Source organism: Pseudomonas atacamensis (assembly GCF_017167965.1).
Classification (GTDB): domain Bacteria; phylum Pseudomonadota; class Gammaproteobacteria; order Pseudomonadales; family Pseudomonadaceae; genus Aquipseudomonas; species Aquipseudomonas atacamensis.
The window spans coordinates 2,140,733-2,155,778 of the sequence record NZ_CP070503.1; the positions used below are offsets into that span (position 1 = coordinate 2,140,733).

Consider the following 15,046-nt stretch of genomic DNA (forward strand, 5'->3'; position numbering starts at 1 on the left):
CCAGCCCCGGCTTTCAGTTGGCTGAGGCAAACATTACAGTTTTGTCAGTTAACCCGGGCGGCTTACAGGCTTAACCCTTGCTGCACCACCTGCAGCAGATTGTTTTCCGTCAGCGCGATCGCATCCAGCTCCTGGCCGGTCTCGATAGTCTGCAACCACCAATGGCTTTCGCCATGCTGGTCAACCGTGCGCAGCAACGACTGATCGCGCCCCGGCACCTTGATCTCGACACGTCCGCAACCGTCCTCGGTGAACCGCGCAATCGGATCGAAAATCAGACTGTGATTGTTCGCTTCGATCACCAACTGGTCGATGGCGTAGTCGTGGCTTTCGCCGTCCGGCGAACTTTCGCAAACGTGCGTAGGATTGCGCCGAATCTTCAGTCCTACTTCGGTGACTGGCTGCAGCCAGCCCTCAATGCGGTGGTACAAGTCGTACACCTGAGCAGGCCAGCAATCGATTTCCAGCGCCGCATCAGCCTGGGTATGCCGTGTCTGCTTGAGTCTGGCGGCGAGTTCGTCTGCTTTACTCATGTCGGTTCCCTTGTTGGATGTCTGCCTGTTCAGCGTAGACCTTTGCACGACGCAGGGCCTTGCCTTGCGTCATGCGCTTGCAATACAAGCGTGTCGAAATCAGCACTGGCCAGGTCTGGCCAACAACGAAAACCACGGACGCAGGCGTCCCAAGGAACGGGTTAATGAAAAAGCTGTTTACAATTCTAGCGCTGATCGCGCTGACGGCCGGTAGCATCGGCATGAGTTCGGCGCGTCAGCCGGCGTCGAACAAAGCGCAGGCGGAATCGGTGGCGGGGGTGTTCGACTACTACCTGCTGGCGCTGTCCTGGTCGCCGACTTTTTGTCTGTCGCACAAGGACGACGCGCAGTGCACCGGCAAGGGTTATGGTTTTGTCCTGCACGGTTTGTGGCCGCAATATGCCAAGGGCGGCTGGCCGCAATCCTGCCCGCCGCTGACAACGCTATCGGCGGCAGAAACCAGCAAGGGCCTGACGATGTACCCAACGAAAAAACTCCTTGATCACGAATGGTCCAAGCACGGTACCTGCAGCGGTCTCGGCGCGGAGGGCTATCTGGACAAGTCCGATCAGGCCCTCGGCGCAGTGAAGATTCCGCAGGCGTTACAGCCGTTCGGCTCGACGTCGTACTACTTCGAAGCGCAGGAAATTGTCGATCTGTTTCGCAAGGCCAATCCGGGCATTCCCGAAGATGGAATTGCGGTGGTTTGCAGTGGCCCGCAGCTGTCGGAAGTGCGGGTGTGCATGGACAGGGATTTGCAGTTCGGCGCGTGTGGCAAAGGGGTGAAGACGCAGTGCCGGGCGGGAGATATTCGGGTGCCGCCGGTACGGTGAGCCATCCGTAATGAGCCAAAAAAAACAGGCGCTCCCGTGAGCGCCTGTTTTTTTTGGCCTGAGGATTTGGAAATATGAATACGACCCACGCTACTACTCAAACACCATGAACATCCCCACCGCCGACCTGCTCCGCGAAATCAACAAACCCGAATAAACAACCCCGGGATACTCACGCAAATCCCCCCGCATCCACCCCCAATTCCCCACGCAAAAACTCCACCAGCCCCCGCTGCAACCCGCTCAACACTCCCTCACGACTAACCAGCGCCAGTTCCGTCGGCGCCAACTCCGGCAAATCCGTGCACACCTCATGCTCTGGCAATAGCGCCGAAACCGGCAAAACCGAAATCCCTAACCCAGACGCCACCGCCGCTTGAATCCCGGTCAGGCTATGGCTGCCGAACGCCACTCGCCATGGTCGCTGCGCCACATCGAGCAAGCGAATCGCCCGTTGTCGGTACAGGCAGCCCTGCGGAAACAGCGCCAGCGGCAGCACACCGCTGGAGGTGTCGAATTCGGTGCCTTTGACCCATACCAGTCGCTCCGGCCAGGTGGCCCATGCCGGGCCGCTGTCGGGTTCGCGTTTGATCAGGGCAATGTCGATGTCGCCGGCGTTGAGGCGTTGGCGCAGGTCGAGGCTCATGCCGCTGATGGTTTCCAGGCGCGCCTGCGGATGGTTGCGGGTGAAACCGGCGAGGATCAGTGCCATGCGCCGGGCGTCGAAGTCTTCCGGCATGCCGATGCGCAGCACTTCAAGGTCGACGTCACTGGCCAGCGCTTGCGTGGCTTCGGCGGAGAGCGCCAGTAACCGGCGCGCATAGTGGATCAGCAGTTCGCCGTGTTCGGTGACCGCGACGTTCACTCCGGTGCGGTCGCGCAGGAGTAGCGGGTGGCCGACCAGATCTTCGAGTTTGCGCACCTGCTGGCTGACCGTCGATTGCGTGCGATGCACACGTTCGGCAGCGCGGGTGAAGCTGCCTTCGTCGACTACGCAGACAAAGGTTTTCAGCAATTCCAGATCCAGCATGGCGGCGTTCCTGATAGTGGATTTGCGAATGACGATAGCGGATTTATTTAATTTCACACTATCACCGCACGCTCATAAGCTGAAATCCTCACTTTGGAGGAATCGACCGATGACCTTGAACAACACGCCGCGCCCGCACTGGCTGACCTTCGATTGCTACGGCACCCTGATTCAGTGGGATGAAGGACTGAAAGCCGTGGTCGAGAAAATGCTCAGCGACAAGGGCGAGCACGCAGTCGACGCCGCTAAGCTGATCGAAGTCTACGACCGTCACGAGCATCGTCTCGAACAAACACCGCCGCACCGTTCCTTTCGGGAACTGAGCACCCTCGGCCTGCAACTGGCGCTGGCAGAGTTGGGCTTGCCGAGCCAGTCCGAGGACAGTCAGCGTCTGGCGGCGGCCATCCCGAACATGCCGCCATTTGCCGAAGTGGTCGACACCCTCGCGCTGCTCAAAGCCTTGGGCTTCAAGCTGTGCATCGTCTCCAACACCGACGACGCGATCATTGCAGGCAACGTTGCGCAACTCGGTGGCCGTATCGACCGGGTGATCACCGCGCAACAGGCCGGTGCCTACAAACCGGCGCCGCGCCTGTTCGACTACGCTCATGAGCAATTGGGCGTGACCCCGGATGAAGTGGTGCACATCTGCGCCAGCCCCATGCTCGATCACACAGCGGCGCGGGACATGGGCTTTCGATGCGTGTGGATCGATCGCGGCACGGGTCGTCAGTTGTTGCCGGACTATCGCCCCGACGCGATCCTGTCCAGCCTCGATCAAGTGCTGCCGCTGTTCAAATCCCTCGGCTGGACCTAAGGAGAATTGCCATGGCTCATATCTTGAGCGGCACTGGCAAAGCCAGACCAAGCGCAACGCTGCACCTGGACACCGAGGCGATCATCACCGCCCGCAACGAACTCGCTGCGTGCTTTCAACTGGCAGCCCTGCATGGTCTGGAGGAGGGCATCTGCAATCATTTTTCGGCGATGCTGCCGGGGCATGATGATCTGTTTCTGGTCAATCCATACGGCTACGCTTTTTCGGAAGTGACCGCGCAGAATCTGCTGGTCTGTGACTTCGCCGGCAATGTGGTCGATGGCGATGGCGAGCCCGAAGCAACCGCGTTCTATATCCACGCGCGCCTGCACAAACAACTGCCACGGATAAAAGTCGCGTTCCATACGCACATGCCGCACGCCACCGCGTTGTGCCTGTTGCAAGGCCCGCCGCTGCTGTGGCTGGGGCAGACCGCGCTGAAGTTCTACGGACGGACGGCAGTGGACGAGGATTACAACGGCCTCGCACTGGACGCATCCGAAGGCGACCGCATCGCCAGCGTCATGGGCGATGCCGACATTCTCTTTCTGAAAAACCACGGTGTGATTGTCGCTGCGCCGACCATCGCCGAAGCCTGGGACGATCTGTATTACCTGGAACGCGCCGCGCAGGTGCAACTGCTGGCGATGGCCACTCAGCGCGAATTGAAACCGGTGCCTCATGCGATTGCGCAGCGCGCCTATGAACAGATGCGTGAAGGCGATGCGCAAAGTGCCCGCGAGCACCTGACCAGCGCGATGCGGCGGCTGGCCCTGCACAACTGATTAACCGTAAAGAAGCAATCGTAAATAAATCGACGAAAAGCGATCATCCAAACTCGCGACGCGCCGATAACTGGGCGGGAGGCGGGCGTTTGCCCGGTACATCCCGGTGGGCTACGCTCACACATACAAGGGTTTCGGGCTCGCGCCCCTGTCGTACCTGCCCAGGACATGCTTTTGCCAATCCCCATTCACGATCCGCATCAGGCCCCCGGCACGCTCAAACGGTTGCCGCTTCGCAAAGCGGCGGTGCTGTTTATCGTTGCGGTGAGCCTGTGCCTGTGCGGTCTGCTGTACCTGCAATTGGAGCAGTCGCGGCGTCAGGATCTGGCGGTGGCGAAAATGGCTTCGGGCAACCTGACTCGGGCCATGGCGCAGCAGGCCGAGGACACCGTGCGGGCGGCGGATCTGGTGATGACCAGCCTGGTCGACTGGATTCAGGACGATGGTTACGGGGCGGCGCAGCGCCCTCGGTTACAGCGGATCTTTGCCCGCCGCGCGCAGCAACTGGATCAGTTGCATGGCATCTTTCTCTTCGATCGCGAAGGGCAGTGGATCATCACCTCGTTTGCCGATCTGCCTCGTGGCAACGGTGTGGCCGATCGCGAATATTTCAAGTTCCATCAGCAGAATGCTTCGACCGTTGCGCACATCGGCCCGGCGATTCGCAGCCGCGAAAACGGCGAGTGGATCATTCCGATTTCCAGACGCGTCAACGACCAGCTCGGCAATTTTCAGGGCGTGCTGATGGCCGGCATCCGCATGTCCTACTTCGATCAGTTCTTCAAAAGCTTCAGCCTCGATGACAGCGGCATCATGTTTCTGGCGCTGACCGACGGCACCTTGCTGGCGCGACGGCCCTTCGATGAGTCGTTGATCAATACCTCGGTGGCCCACGGCGAGATCTATCAAACCTTGCTGCCGAACGCTAACGCTGGCACCGCGATGCTCAACTCCGTGGTCGACGGCGTGACCCGCTTGTATGGCTATCGACAGCTCGCCTCGTATCCGCTGGTAGTGTCTGCTGCGACGTCGCAAGACACGATTCTGCAGGGCTGGTATGACCGCGCGTTTCAGTCCAGCGTGATTGTCGCGCTGGTGATTCTCGGGGTTGGCCTGTTCGGCTGGGTGTTCATTCATCAAGTGCGCGATGGCGAACGTATCGAGAAAAACCTGCGCAAGGCGCAACGGGCGCTGGAGCAGATCGCCACCCACGACAGCCTGACCGGGTTGGCCAATCGGCGCTTGTTCGAGCGCTCGCTGGACATCGAGTTTGCCCGGGGCGCACGCCAGGTCAGTCCGGTCAGCCTGATCATGCTCGATATCGATTTCTTCAAGCGTTACAACGATGCTTACGGCCATGTCGCCGGCGATCAATGCCTGGCGCAGGTGGCGCAAGTGGTGAAGGCCTGCTGCCAGCGCAAGTCGGATCTGGCGGTGCGTTATGGCGGCGAAGAATTTGCCGTGCTGTTGCCGGACACGGACATCAACGGTGCGCTGGCGATAGCCGGGCAGATTCGCCGTAGCGTGATCGACAAGCACATCATCCACAGCGGCTCGCCGACCGGTTATCTCACCGTGAGCCTGGGCTGTTATGCGTTTATTCCGCACGGCAACGACAGCCCGCAAGTGTTTATCCAGCGCGCGGACGCGGCGTTGTATCAGGCGAAAAATGCCGGGCGCAATCGCGCGGCGGTGTTTGCAGCTGAAGAGGGTTTCGCCGAGCTGATGCGTTCGGATCGCTGATCTCAGTCACACTATGAGCAAATGTGGGAGCGAGCTTGCTCGCGAAGGCGGCGCACCAGTGACCAAATCAGTCGACTGACACAATGCCTTCGCGAGCAAGCTCTCTCCCACAGTTACTCAGCGTTGCTTTATCTGGGGTGGCTCTTGTTCGTTCAGCCGCCCGTGCCACCGCCCGCGCCACCCGTGCCGCCGCCGGCCGAACCGGTGCCACCGCCCGCGCCGGAACCCGAGCCACTGGCGCCGCCATTGGTACCCGTACCGGTGCCCATGCCCGAGCCAGTACCAGTGCCGGTGCCGTTATTGGTTCCGCCAGAACCGCTGCCACCCGATGGCGAGCCCGGGGTGTTGTCTGGCGGCATGGTCGAGCTGCTGGCGCCGCCGGACTTGGTGCCCGTCGCATCGGTGCTGTCATTGGCCGCGAAGCTGGCGGCGGACGCCGTGGCGAGCAGGCCGGCCAACAATAACGAAGTGAATTTGCGCGTCATCATGGTACGTCTCCTGATAAAGGGGATTACCTGATATTGGTCTTGCGCACTGAAACCTTGGTGCCCGTCGAGTGACGAGCGGTCAGTCGCCGCGCCGAGTGGCCTACCGTTCTTCTGCAATATTGGCTATTTGCCGAACCACCCCCGGGGACTAACGTAGCCACACATTCAATCGCTACCCCGGAGCCCACCATGCAACCTCGTGCCGATTTCTACACCGCTTCCCCTGATGCCATGAAAGCGATGATGGCGCTGGAAAATGCCGTCTCGAAACTGTCGCTGGAAAAGAGCCTGCTCGAACTGGTCAAACTGCGCTCTTCACAGATCAACGGCTGCGCATTCTGCATCGACATGCACACCGCCGACGCGATCAAGGACGGCGAAACCCCACGCCGCCTGTTCGCCGTAACGGCATGGCGGGAAGCGCCGTTCTTCAGCGAGCGTGAACGCGCCGCGCTGCTGTGGACCGAGTCGCTGACACAACTGAGCCTGACCCACGCGCCGGACGAAGACTATGAAGTCGTCGCTGCGCAGTTTTCGCCGAAGGAACTGGTTGACCTGACCGTGGCGATCAACACCATCAACGGCTGGAATCGCCTGGCGGTGGGCTTCCGCAAACTGCCGCAGGCCTGAGGCATTCACGCTTTTCCCATGTGGGAGCGAGCCTGCTCGCGAAGGCGACGTGTCAGTCACCATCATCGTTGCGGACATACCGCATTCGCGAGCAGGCTCGCTCCCACAGGGAGATCTTCAGTGTCCATCTGAACTCGGCCTCGTGTGAGCGCACCTTGCGCATCAAGAACACCATCACAGCGTGCATTGCTTTGTATTAATACGAAGCATTACTATTCACGCCCCTTTCTCACCACGCCGCCCTTCCCCCATGCGCTCCCGCAGATCCGGCTTTTTCGAGCATTACGAAGAGTTGATCGGCACCTGGACTCGGCGCCTGCGCAATCGCGCGCAGGCCGAGGATCTGGCGCACGACACCTTTGTGCGGGTGCTCGAGGCAGATTCGGCGGCGGTGCAGCAGCCCCGCGCGTATCTGCATCAGACCGCGCGCAATATCGCGGTCGATGGTTATCGGCGGGAGGACCGCCGGGGCGTCATGGAGTCGGAGGCGGTCGAGGACACTGCGTCGTCGGCGGGCGATCCGGAGCATTACATGCACGCGATCCAGTTGGCCGATTCCATCGAACGCGCGCTCACCGAGCTGCCGCTCAACTGCCGCAAGATCTTTGTCTGGCAGAAGATCGAAGGCCTGACGCAGGCAGAAATCGCCGAACGCCTGGGGCTGTCCAAGAACATGGTCGAAAAGTATATGATCCGCACCCTGCGGCATCTGCGTGAGCGACTGGATGGCTTGCAGTCATGAGCGTTCGCACCTTTTCATTCTCAGCCGGACAGGACATTCCATGATGGAAACGGGTGATTGCGCCTGTGGGCAAACGGCGGTCCGGGAAGAGGCGGCGGCCTGGTTCGTGCGTCTGCAGGAGCCGAATGTCAGCGTCGAGCAACAGCAGCGCTGCGAGGCCTGGCTGAACGAGCATCCGCAACACCGCGAAGAATTCCAGTTGCTGCAGGGTTTGTGGACGGCGGCTGATCTGCTGCCGACGTCGCGTCTTCAGGCGCTTGCGCAAACTCCCCGCCGCGAACGCCGGCCGATGCTGCGTTATGCCGTCGCCGCGAGTGTCCTCGCCGTGGCGCTGGGACTTGGCCTGTTCAGTGGTTTGAATCATCCGGGCGCTTACCGCGCCGAATTCGCCACGGCGCCGGGCGAGCGCAAGCATGTGGCGTTGCCGGACGGTTCGCTGATCGATCTGAACAGTCGCAGCCGCTTGCAGGTGCGTTATGAGAAGGATCGACGGCTGATCGAATTGAGCGCGGGCGAGGCGATGTTCAGCGTTGAACACGACGCCTCGCGTCCGTTCATTGTCGAAGCCGGCAGCGGCAAGGTCACAGTCACCGGTACGCGTTTCGATGTGCGCCGCGATGCCACGCAGACCCGCGTGGCGGTGGAGCAGGGCACGGTGAAGGTGCAGGGAAGTGCTGCCCCGGACAACCAATTCATCAACCTCACCGCAGGCCTCGGCACGGCGGTCGATGCCCAGGGCAAGATCCTGCCGGCCTACGCGGTCAACCCGGCGGAACTGACCGCATGGCGCAACGGCAAACTGGTGTTCAACAACGCCAGCCTCGGCGAAGTAGCGGCGGAAGTATCGCGCTATCGCGACAAACCGCTGACCGTATCCCAGCCGAATGTGGCCAGCCTGCGCCTGACCAGCGTGTTCAAATCCGACGACACCGACGCCTTGCTTAAAGCCTTGCCGAGCATCCTGCCAGTGTCCGTTCGCACCTTGGCCGATGGCAGTCAGGAAATAATTTCCAGATAGCATTCAGGTTTTTTTTCAGTTCATCGTCTTCCTGTTCAACTGCAACTGGTTTGCATTAACAGCCGCACACTCTTGCGATCCACAGGACTGCGTACGACGTGAACATCACCACAACCCACAATAAAAAATCCCCTTGGTTGCCATTGGCTCTCGCGCTGGCGGTCAGCGCCGCGATGCCGTTGGCGTTTGCCGCTGAAGCCATTCATATCCGCGCGCAACCGCTGGGCCAGGCCTTGAGCGAACTGGGCCAGCAAACCTCGCTGCAGGTGTTTTTCAGCCCTGAGCTGGTGGCCGGCAAACAGGCGCCAGCGGTCGACGGCGACCTTTCACCAGAGCAGGCATTGCGTCAGCTGTTGCAGGGCAGCGGTCTCGATTATCAGATCAACGAAGGCTCGGTGACGCTCGCTCCAGCCGCCACCTCCGCAGCCAGCAACGGCCCGCTGGAGCTCGGCGTGACCGACATCAAAGTGGTCGGCGACTGGCTCGGTGACGCGGACGCTGCGGTGGTGCAGAACCACCCCGGCGCACGCACGGTGATTCGCCGCGAAGCGATGGTCGAGCAGGGCGCGATGAACGTCAGCGACGTGCTCAAACGCGTGCCCGGCGTGCAGGTGCAGGACTCCAATGGCACCGGCGGCAGTGATATTTCCCTCAACGTCGGCGTACGCGGTCTGACTTCGCGCCTGTCGCCACGCTCGACCGTGCTGATCGACGGCGTACCTGCCGCGTTTGCTCCGTACGGCCAGCCGCAACTGTCGATGGCGCCGATTTCCTCGGGCAACCTCGACAGCATCGACGTGGTGCGTGGCGCCGGTTCCGTGCGCTACGGGCCACAGAACGTCGGCGGCGTGATCAACTTCGTGACCCGCGCGATCCCGGAGAAAACCACCGGCGAAATCGGCACAACGCTGGAAACCACTCAGTACGGCGGCTGGAAACACATCGACACCGCATTCCTCGGAGGCACCGCCGACAACGGCATGGGCGTCGCGCTGCTGTACTCCGGCGTCAACGGCCACGGCTATCGCGAGCGCAACAACGGCAACGACATCGACGATGTGCTGCTCAAGACGCACTGGGCGCCGACCGACCAGGACGATTTCAGTCTCAATTTCCACTACTACGACGCCAGCGCCGACATGCCCGGCGGCCTGACCCAGCGTCAGTACGACGACAAACCGTACGAATCGGTGCGTGATTACGACCAGTTCACAGGCCGGCGCAAGGACGTGTCGTTCAAGTGGATTCGCCAGATCGACGAGCGCACCCAGGCAGAAATCCTCACCTACTACACCGACAGCTTTCGCGGCAGTACCATCGCCGCGCGCGATCAGCGCACCCTCAGCTCTTACCCGCGTTCCTACTACACCCTCGGCATCGAACCGCGCGTGTCGCGGGTGTTCGATGTCGGTCCGACCACGCAGGAAGTCAGCGTCGGTTATCGCTATCTGAAAGAGGCGATGCACGAAGAATCGAGTCGTCTGGCGCTGGTCAACAATCAGCCGGTGGTCACGCCGACCTCCGACGGCCATGTGTTCCAGGATCGCACCGGTGGCACCGAGGCCAATTCGGTGTATGTCGACAACAAGATCGACGTCGGCAACTGGACTATCACCCCGGGCATTCGCTTCGAACACATCAGCACCGATTGGCATGATCGCGCTGTCCTCGACACCGCTGGCCGCCCGGTACCGGAGAAAAACCGCAGCATCGAAAGCAACGAACCGCTGCCGGCGCTGAGCGTGATGTATCACCTGTCCGATGCCTGGAAGCTGTTCGCCAACTACGAAACCTCATTCGGCAGCCTGCAATATTTCCAGCTCGGCCAGGGCGGTTCGGGTGACAGCACCGCCAACGGTCTGGAGCCGGAAAAGGCCAAGACCTACGAGATCGGCACGCGCTACAACGATGATGTCTGGGGCGGCGAGGTGACGCTGTTCTACATCGACTTCGATGAAGAACTGCAATACATCAGCAACGACGTCGGCTGGACCAATCTCGGCGCGACCAAGCACCAGGGCATCGAAGCCTCGGCGCACTACGACATGGTCGCCCTCGATCCACGCCTCGATGGTTTGACTGCCAACGCCGGGTTCACCTACACCCGCGCCACCTATGAAGGCGAGATCCCCGGCTTCAAGGGCCGCGATCTGCCGTTCTATTCGCGGCAGGTGGCCACGGTCGGATTGCGTTATGAGATCAACCGCTGGACGTACAACATCGATGGCTTCGCCCAATCGAAACAGCGTTCGCCGGGCACCGGTGTGAATGCGGATGGCAGCTTCAATGGCAACTACATCACTGAAGGCACGGCGGATGGGCAGTACGGCGACATCCCGGGTTACGTGACCTGGAACGTGCGCGGCGGCTACGACTTTGGTCCGCAGGTGTCGAACCTCAAGCTCGGTGCCGGGGTGAAGAACGTCTTCGACAAGCAATACTTCACCCGCTCCAGCGACAACAACTCGGGGATGTATGTCGGCGCACCGCGCACGTTCTTCGTGCAGGCCAGCGTAGGTTTCTAAGGCTTGATCGTTCCCACGCTCTGCGTGGGAATGCAGCCCGGGACGCTCCGCGTCCCTTGCAAAGCCGAACGCGGAGCGTCCGTTGAGGCATTCCCACGCAGAGCGCGGGGAACGATCTGGCTACGTCCTGCGAGCCTGCTCGCGAAGCTTTCAGACCTTGAGGACTTTGCCGCCAATCGCCACAGCCACCAGCAATACCGCCATCAGTCCAAAGGCAAAACTCAGGCTGCTGGCATGCGCGACAAAACCGATCACCGCTGGCCCGGCGAGAATCCCGGCATAACCCAGCGTGGTAATCGCCGGCACCGCGATGCTCTCCGGCATCACCGTCTGCTTGCCCACCGCCGTGTACAACACCGGCACGATGTTCGAGCAACCGGCGCCGACCAGCGCATAACCTACCAGCGCCGCTTGCCAGCTCGGCGCGAAGGTGGCGAGAAACAGTCCCGCAGCCGCCAACAGCCCGCCGAACAGAATGATCCGCGTCGCACCCAGCTTGCGCACGATGCGGTCACCGAGCAGACGGCCGACGGTCATGGTCAGGGCAAACGCTGCGTAACCCATTCCCGCGTAAGCCGTGTCGATCCCGCGTTCCTGAGCGAGGAACACAGCGCTCCAGTCCAGCGCCGCGCCTTCGGTGAGGAACACGATGAAGCACATGCCACCGATAAACAGCACGATGCCATGGGGAATGGCGAACGCCGGGCCGGAGCTTTCGCTGCCATAGGGCAACATGTGCGGCACGCACTTGAGCAAGGCGCCGATCAGCAAAACCACTACCACCAGCATCGCCGCCAGCGGTGTCAGGCCGAGGCCGAGCAGGGCACTGACGCCCGCCGCGCCGACAATGCCACCGAGGCTGAACAAACCGTGGAACCCCGACATCATGTGCTTGCCGCTGGCGCGTTCAACGATCACTGCTTGCAGGTTCACCGTCGAATCCACCGTGCCGAGGCCGGCGCCGAACATAAACAGCGTGGCGATCAGCGCCGGGATCGATGACACCGTCGACAGCAGGGGCAATGCCGCGCAGATCAGCAGCGTGCCGCCGGTGGCCACACGTCGGCAGCCGAAGCGCGTGGCGAGAATCCCCGCCAGCGGCATCGCCAGAATCGAGCCGACACCCAGGCACAGCAGCAGTAATCCCAGCGTGCCCTCATCCAGCCCGGCTCGCGCCTTGGCGTACGGCACCAGCGGCGCCCACGCGGCGATGCCGAGGCCAGCGATGAAAAAAGCGACGCGGGTGGACATCTGTTGCAGACGTCCGGGGACGAAGGTGTCTTGGGGGTTGAGGCTGGTCATATCGATCCTTGGCAAAAAAACAACTGCATCCCGAGTGACATTCTGACGGCGTTGAGGTTCGATCTCAGGCCTTTCGGGGCATAACGGTGAACATCCTACCCTGTGGGAGCGAGCCTGCTCGCGAAAGCGGTGGGTCAAATATGGAATTGTCGACTGACGCACCGCCTTCGCGAGCAGGCTCGCTCCCACACTGGTTTGCCGTTTACAGTCGGATTTTCGCCAGCATGGAATACGGGAACAAGGCATGACGAAGTTCTACGACGCACGCGGCAATATCTACGGAGTGGTCTCGCCCCAAGCCTTGCGCGAAGCCGGAATCGCTTTGCCAGCGAGGGCCGCAGAGTGCGCCGTATCCAGGCAGCAATGGAGCGAGGCCGCCATCGCCTTGTGCTGTCACTGGCCCGAAGGCCAACGCCCGGCCAACAGCAAACCCCACCGCAGCGACGGCCTGCTGATCGGCCCGTTCCAGGCATTGGCGCCGTTCGATGTACTCATCGTCAACACCGACGGCAGCCTCGCCGAGCGCAGCGGTAACGGCCTGACGATTTTTTCTCAGGCATTGACCGAGCAAGGCTTGATGGCGGAGCAGGGCGTCGTGTTGCGCGTTCATCATGACAAGGGCGAGGCGCTGGAAACCGCTGTGACACCGGCCCAAGTCGAAGGCGTGCGCGGTTTTTGGCTCGACCTCGGCCGGCCCGGATTCGGCCCGCGAGCCGTTGGGGCGCAGGCAGTCGAGAGCGTTCAAATCAATAATCGCGACGTCAGCCATGTCCAGCCGCTGGCGGAACTCGATCCTGACTGGAGCCACAGCCAATTCGTCCGTATCGGCAATCCGCACTGTGTAACGCTGCTCAGCGATGCAAGCGCTTTGCCTAGCAACGAACAGATGGGTGAATCACCGCTGAACGAGAGGCTGACGGCAATCGCCTATGCCATGCCCACCGGTGCCGGCAATCCCTGTCCGGCGGGCGTCAATCTGCAGTGGGCCGCGCTGGTGTCGCCGCAGAAAATCGCTGCGCGGGTATTCGAGCGTGGCGAAGGTCCAACCGCGTCATCCGGCACCAGCGCCAGTGCGGTCGCGTGTGCAGCGTGGCGGGTGGGTTGGGTCGAGGCGGGTGAAGTGCGGGTGGTCATGCCGGGTGGCACCGCACCGGTTTTGCTTGAGGTTTCGGAAGGGGAGTTGCTGCGCGTCAGATTGTTTGGCACGGCGCGGTTGGCGGGTTGATTCGGCCGACGCTATCGCTGGCAAGCCAGGCTCCCACAGGTTTTGCATGATGGCCCAATCATGTGCTCAACACAAAATCTGTGGGAGCCTGGCTTGCCAGCGATGAGGCCATCAGCCCCAGCGCAATCTCAACTGAACTCCACCACCGGCATCTGCCGCTTCATCAACACCTTGCCGCCGCGAATCGAATACAGCGGCAGGCCCTGGCTGCGGATCACTTCGTAGTCGCTGTCCGCCGAGAGAATCAGCAGGTTCGCCGGGCGGCCCTGTTCCAGTCCGTAACGCTCGCCCAGGTGCATGGCTTTGGCGCTGTTGTCGGTGACCAGATCCAGCGCACTTTGCAGGTTGCGATAACCGAGCATGTGGCAGATGTGCAGACCGGCTTCGAGCACGCGCAGGATGTTGCCGTTACCCAGCGGATACCACGGGTCGACGATCGAGTCCTGGCCGAAACACACGTTCATGCCGGCTTCGAGCAGTTCATTGACGCGGGTCACGCCCCGGCGTTTGGGGAAGTTGTCGAAGCGCCCTTGCAGATGAATGCTTTCGGTCGGGCAGGAAACAAAACTGATCCCGGAATGGCCGAGCAGGCGGAACAGTTTGGCGCAGTAGGCGTTGTCATAAGAGCCCATCGCCGTGGTGTGGCTGGCGGTGACGCGGGCGCCCATGTCGCGGCTGCGCGCTTCTTCGGCAAGCACTTCAAGGAAGCGTGAATGCGGATCGTCGGTCTCGTCGCAATGCACATCGACCAGGCAGCCGGTGCGCTCGGCCAGGTCCATCAGAAACTTCACCGAGCTGACGCCCTGATCGCGGGTGTACTCAAAATGCGGAATGCCGCCGACCACGTCGGCGCCCATGCGGATCGCCTCTTCCATCAGCTCGCGCCCGTTGCGGAACGACTCGATGCCCTCCTGCGGGAACGCGACGATTTGCAGGTCGATCAGGTGACGACTTTCCTCGCGCACTTCGAGCATGGCCTTGAGCGCGGTGAGTTGCGGGTCGGTGACGTCAACGTGGGTGCGCACGTGCTGAATACCGTGGGCGGCCAGGGCCTGAATGGTCTTCTTGGCGCGGGTCTTGGTGTCTTCTTCGGTGATGGTGACCTTGCGCTCGCCCCAGCATTCGATGCCTTCGAACAGCGTGCCGCTCATGTTCCAGCGCGGCTCGCCCGCAGTGAGGGTGGCGTCGAGGTGGATGTGCGGCTCGACGAAGGGCGGCACCACCAGATTGCCGCCGGCATCGAGGTCATCCGGGCCGAGGGTCGGCGCTTCGGTCTGACGGGCGATGCTGCGGATCAGGCCGTCTTCAAGGTGCAACTCGTGCAGGCCTTCCTGGTTGCGCAGGCGGGCGTTGATGATGTGCATCAGGCAAATCC

At 61.6% G+C, this 15,046-nt stretch carries 14 protein-coding genes; 9 read left to right on the forward strand and 5 right to left on the reverse strand.

The genetic code is table 11. The features are described 5' to 3' along the window. Positions 1 to 62: 62 nt before the first annotated feature. On the reverse strand, positions 63 to 533 hold the full coding sequence (locus JWU58_RS09770) for a hypothetical protein (RefSeq protein ID WP_206421841.1): 471 nt from the start codon (positions 531 to 533) through the stop codon (positions 63 to 65). Positions 534 to 697: 164 nt separating this feature from the next. On the opposite strand from JWU58_RS09770, the gene JWU58_RS09775 reads away from it, so the two are divergent. Then, positions 698 to 1,366, forward strand: coding sequence for a ribonuclease T2 family protein (locus tag JWU58_RS09775; RefSeq protein WP_206421842.1), 669 nt, complete (start codon positions 698 to 700; stop codon positions 1,364 to 1,366). Positions 1,367 to 1,538: 172 nt separating this feature from the next. Here JWU58_RS09775 and JWU58_RS09780 read toward each other — a convergent pair whose 3' ends face one another. Beyond that, positions 1,539 to 2,396: a LysR substrate-binding domain-containing protein gene (locus JWU58_RS09780; protein ID WP_206421843.1), complete on the reverse strand. Its 858-nt coding sequence runs from the start codon at positions 2,394 to 2,396 to the stop codon at positions 1,539 to 1,541. Between the two features lie 109 nt (positions 2,397 to 2,505). Between JWU58_RS09780 and JWU58_RS09785 the strand changes: the two genes are divergently transcribed. The 3 genes from JWU58_RS09785 (at position 2,506) to JWU58_RS09795 (ending at position 5,741) form a co-directional block, all read left to right on the forward strand. Further along, positions 2,506 to 3,213: a haloacid dehalogenase type II gene (locus tag JWU58_RS09785; RefSeq protein ID WP_206421844.1), complete on the forward strand. Its 708-nt coding sequence runs from the start codon at positions 2,506 to 2,508 to the stop codon at positions 3,211 to 3,213. 11 nt (positions 3,214 to 3,224) lie between these two features. After that, positions 3,225 to 3,998: an aldolase gene (locus JWU58_RS09790; RefSeq protein ID WP_206421845.1), complete on the forward strand. Its 774-nt coding sequence runs from the start codon at positions 3,225 to 3,227 to the stop codon at positions 3,996 to 3,998. A gap of 174 nt (positions 3,999 to 4,172) precedes the next feature. Then, positions 4,173 to 5,741, forward strand: a complete 1,569-nt coding sequence (locus JWU58_RS09795) for a sensor domain-containing diguanylate cyclase (RefSeq protein WP_110603820.1) — start codon at positions 4,173 to 4,175, stop codon at positions 5,739 to 5,741. A gap of 152 nt (positions 5,742 to 5,893) precedes the next feature. Here JWU58_RS09795 and JWU58_RS09800 read toward each other — a convergent pair whose 3' ends face one another. Next, positions 5,894 to 6,229: a hypothetical protein gene (locus tag JWU58_RS09800; RefSeq protein ID WP_016775424.1), complete on the reverse strand. Its 336-nt coding sequence runs from the start codon at positions 6,227 to 6,229 to the stop codon at positions 5,894 to 5,896. 189 nt (positions 6,230 to 6,418) lie between these two features. On the opposite strand from JWU58_RS09800, the gene JWU58_RS09805 reads away from it, so the two are divergent. The 4 genes from JWU58_RS09805 (at position 6,419) to JWU58_RS09820 (ending at position 11,144) form a co-directional block, all read left to right on the forward strand. Further along, the gene (locus JWU58_RS09805; RefSeq protein ID WP_016775423.1) at positions 6,419 to 6,859 is read left to right on the forward strand and encodes a carboxymuconolactone decarboxylase family protein; all 441 of its coding nucleotides are present in this window, start codon (positions 6,419 to 6,421) and stop codon (positions 6,857 to 6,859) included. Between the two features lie 250 nt (positions 6,860 to 7,109). After that, positions 7,110 to 7,601, forward strand: coding sequence for a sigma-70 family RNA polymerase sigma factor (locus JWU58_RS09810; RefSeq protein ID WP_024013584.1), 492 nt, complete (start codon positions 7,110 to 7,112; stop codon positions 7,599 to 7,601). A gap of 40 nt (positions 7,602 to 7,641) precedes the next feature. Next, positions 7,642 to 8,619 carry a FecR family protein gene (locus JWU58_RS09815; protein ID WP_206421846.1) on the forward strand — a complete coding sequence of 326 codons (978 nt, stop codon included), beginning with the start codon at positions 7,642 to 7,644 and terminating at the stop codon, positions 8,617 to 8,619. Between the two features lie 98 nt (positions 8,620 to 8,717). Next, positions 8,718 to 11,144, forward strand: a complete 2,427-nt coding sequence (locus JWU58_RS09820) for a TonB-dependent siderophore receptor (RefSeq protein WP_206421847.1) — start codon at positions 8,718 to 8,720, stop codon at positions 11,142 to 11,144. Positions 11,145 to 11,294: 150 nt separating this feature from the next. Here the strand turns inward: JWU58_RS09820 and JWU58_RS09825 are convergent, their stop codons facing one another. Beyond that, entirely contained in the window at positions 11,295 to 12,446 is a 1,152-nt protein-coding gene (locus JWU58_RS09825; protein WP_206421848.1) for an MFS transporter, read from the reverse strand. Between the two features lie 244 nt (positions 12,447 to 12,690). Here JWU58_RS09825 and JWU58_RS09830 point away from each other — a divergent pair, with 244 nt between their 5' ends. Next, the gene (locus tag JWU58_RS09830; RefSeq protein ID WP_206421849.1) at positions 12,691 to 13,671 is read left to right on the forward strand and encodes a diaminopimelate epimerase; all 981 of its coding nucleotides are present in this window, start codon (positions 12,691 to 12,693) and stop codon (positions 13,669 to 13,671) included. Between the two features lie 128 nt (positions 13,672 to 13,799). Here the strand turns inward: JWU58_RS09830 and codA are convergent, their stop codons facing one another. Continuing rightward, positions 13,800 to 15,035, reverse strand: coding sequence for a cytosine deaminase (codA, locus tag JWU58_RS09835; RefSeq protein WP_122612641.1), 1,236 nt, complete (start codon positions 15,033 to 15,035; stop codon positions 13,800 to 13,802). Positions 15,036 to 15,046 lie beyond the last annotated feature (11 nt).

Coding starts and splice junctions, on each gene's coding strand:
- JWU58_RS09770 (WP_206421841.1), bottom strand. CDS start 533: ATGAGTAAAGCAGACGAACTCGCCGCCAGACTCAAGCAGACACGGCAT.
- JWU58_RS09810 (WP_024013584.1), top strand. CDS start 7,110: ATGCGCTCCCGCAGATCCGGCTTTTTCGAGCATTACGAAGAGTTGATC.
- JWU58_RS09785 (WP_206421844.1), top strand. CDS start 2,506: ATGACCTTGAACAACACGCCGCGCCCGCACTGGCTGACCTTCGATTGC.
- JWU58_RS09825 (WP_206421848.1), bottom strand. CDS start 12,446: ATGACCAGCCTCAACCCCCAAGACACCTTCGTCCCCGGACGTCTGCAA.
- codA (WP_122612641.1), bottom strand. CDS start 15,035: ATGCACATCATCAACGCCCGCCTGCGCAACCAGGAAGGCCTGCACGAG.
- JWU58_RS09815 (WP_206421846.1), top strand. CDS start 7,642: ATGATGGAAACGGGTGATTGCGCCTGTGGGCAAACGGCGGTCCGGGAA.
- JWU58_RS09800 (WP_016775424.1), bottom strand. CDS start 6,229: ATGATGACGCGCAAATTCACTTCGTTATTGTTGGCCGGCCTGCTCGCC.
- JWU58_RS09805 (WP_016775423.1), top strand. CDS start 6,419: ATGCAACCTCGTGCCGATTTCTACACCGCTTCCCCTGATGCCATGAAA.
- JWU58_RS09775 (WP_206421842.1), top strand. CDS start 698: ATGAAAAAGCTGTTTACAATTCTAGCGCTGATCGCGCTGACGGCCGGT.
- JWU58_RS09780 (WP_206421843.1), bottom strand. CDS start 2,396: ATGCTGGATCTGGAATTGCTGAAAACCTTTGTCTGCGTAGTCGACGAA.
- JWU58_RS09830 (WP_206421849.1), top strand. CDS start 12,691: ATGACGAAGTTCTACGACGCACGCGGCAATATCTACGGAGTGGTCTCG.
- JWU58_RS09790 (WP_206421845.1), top strand. CDS start 3,225: ATGGCTCATATCTTGAGCGGCACTGGCAAAGCCAGACCAAGCGCAACG.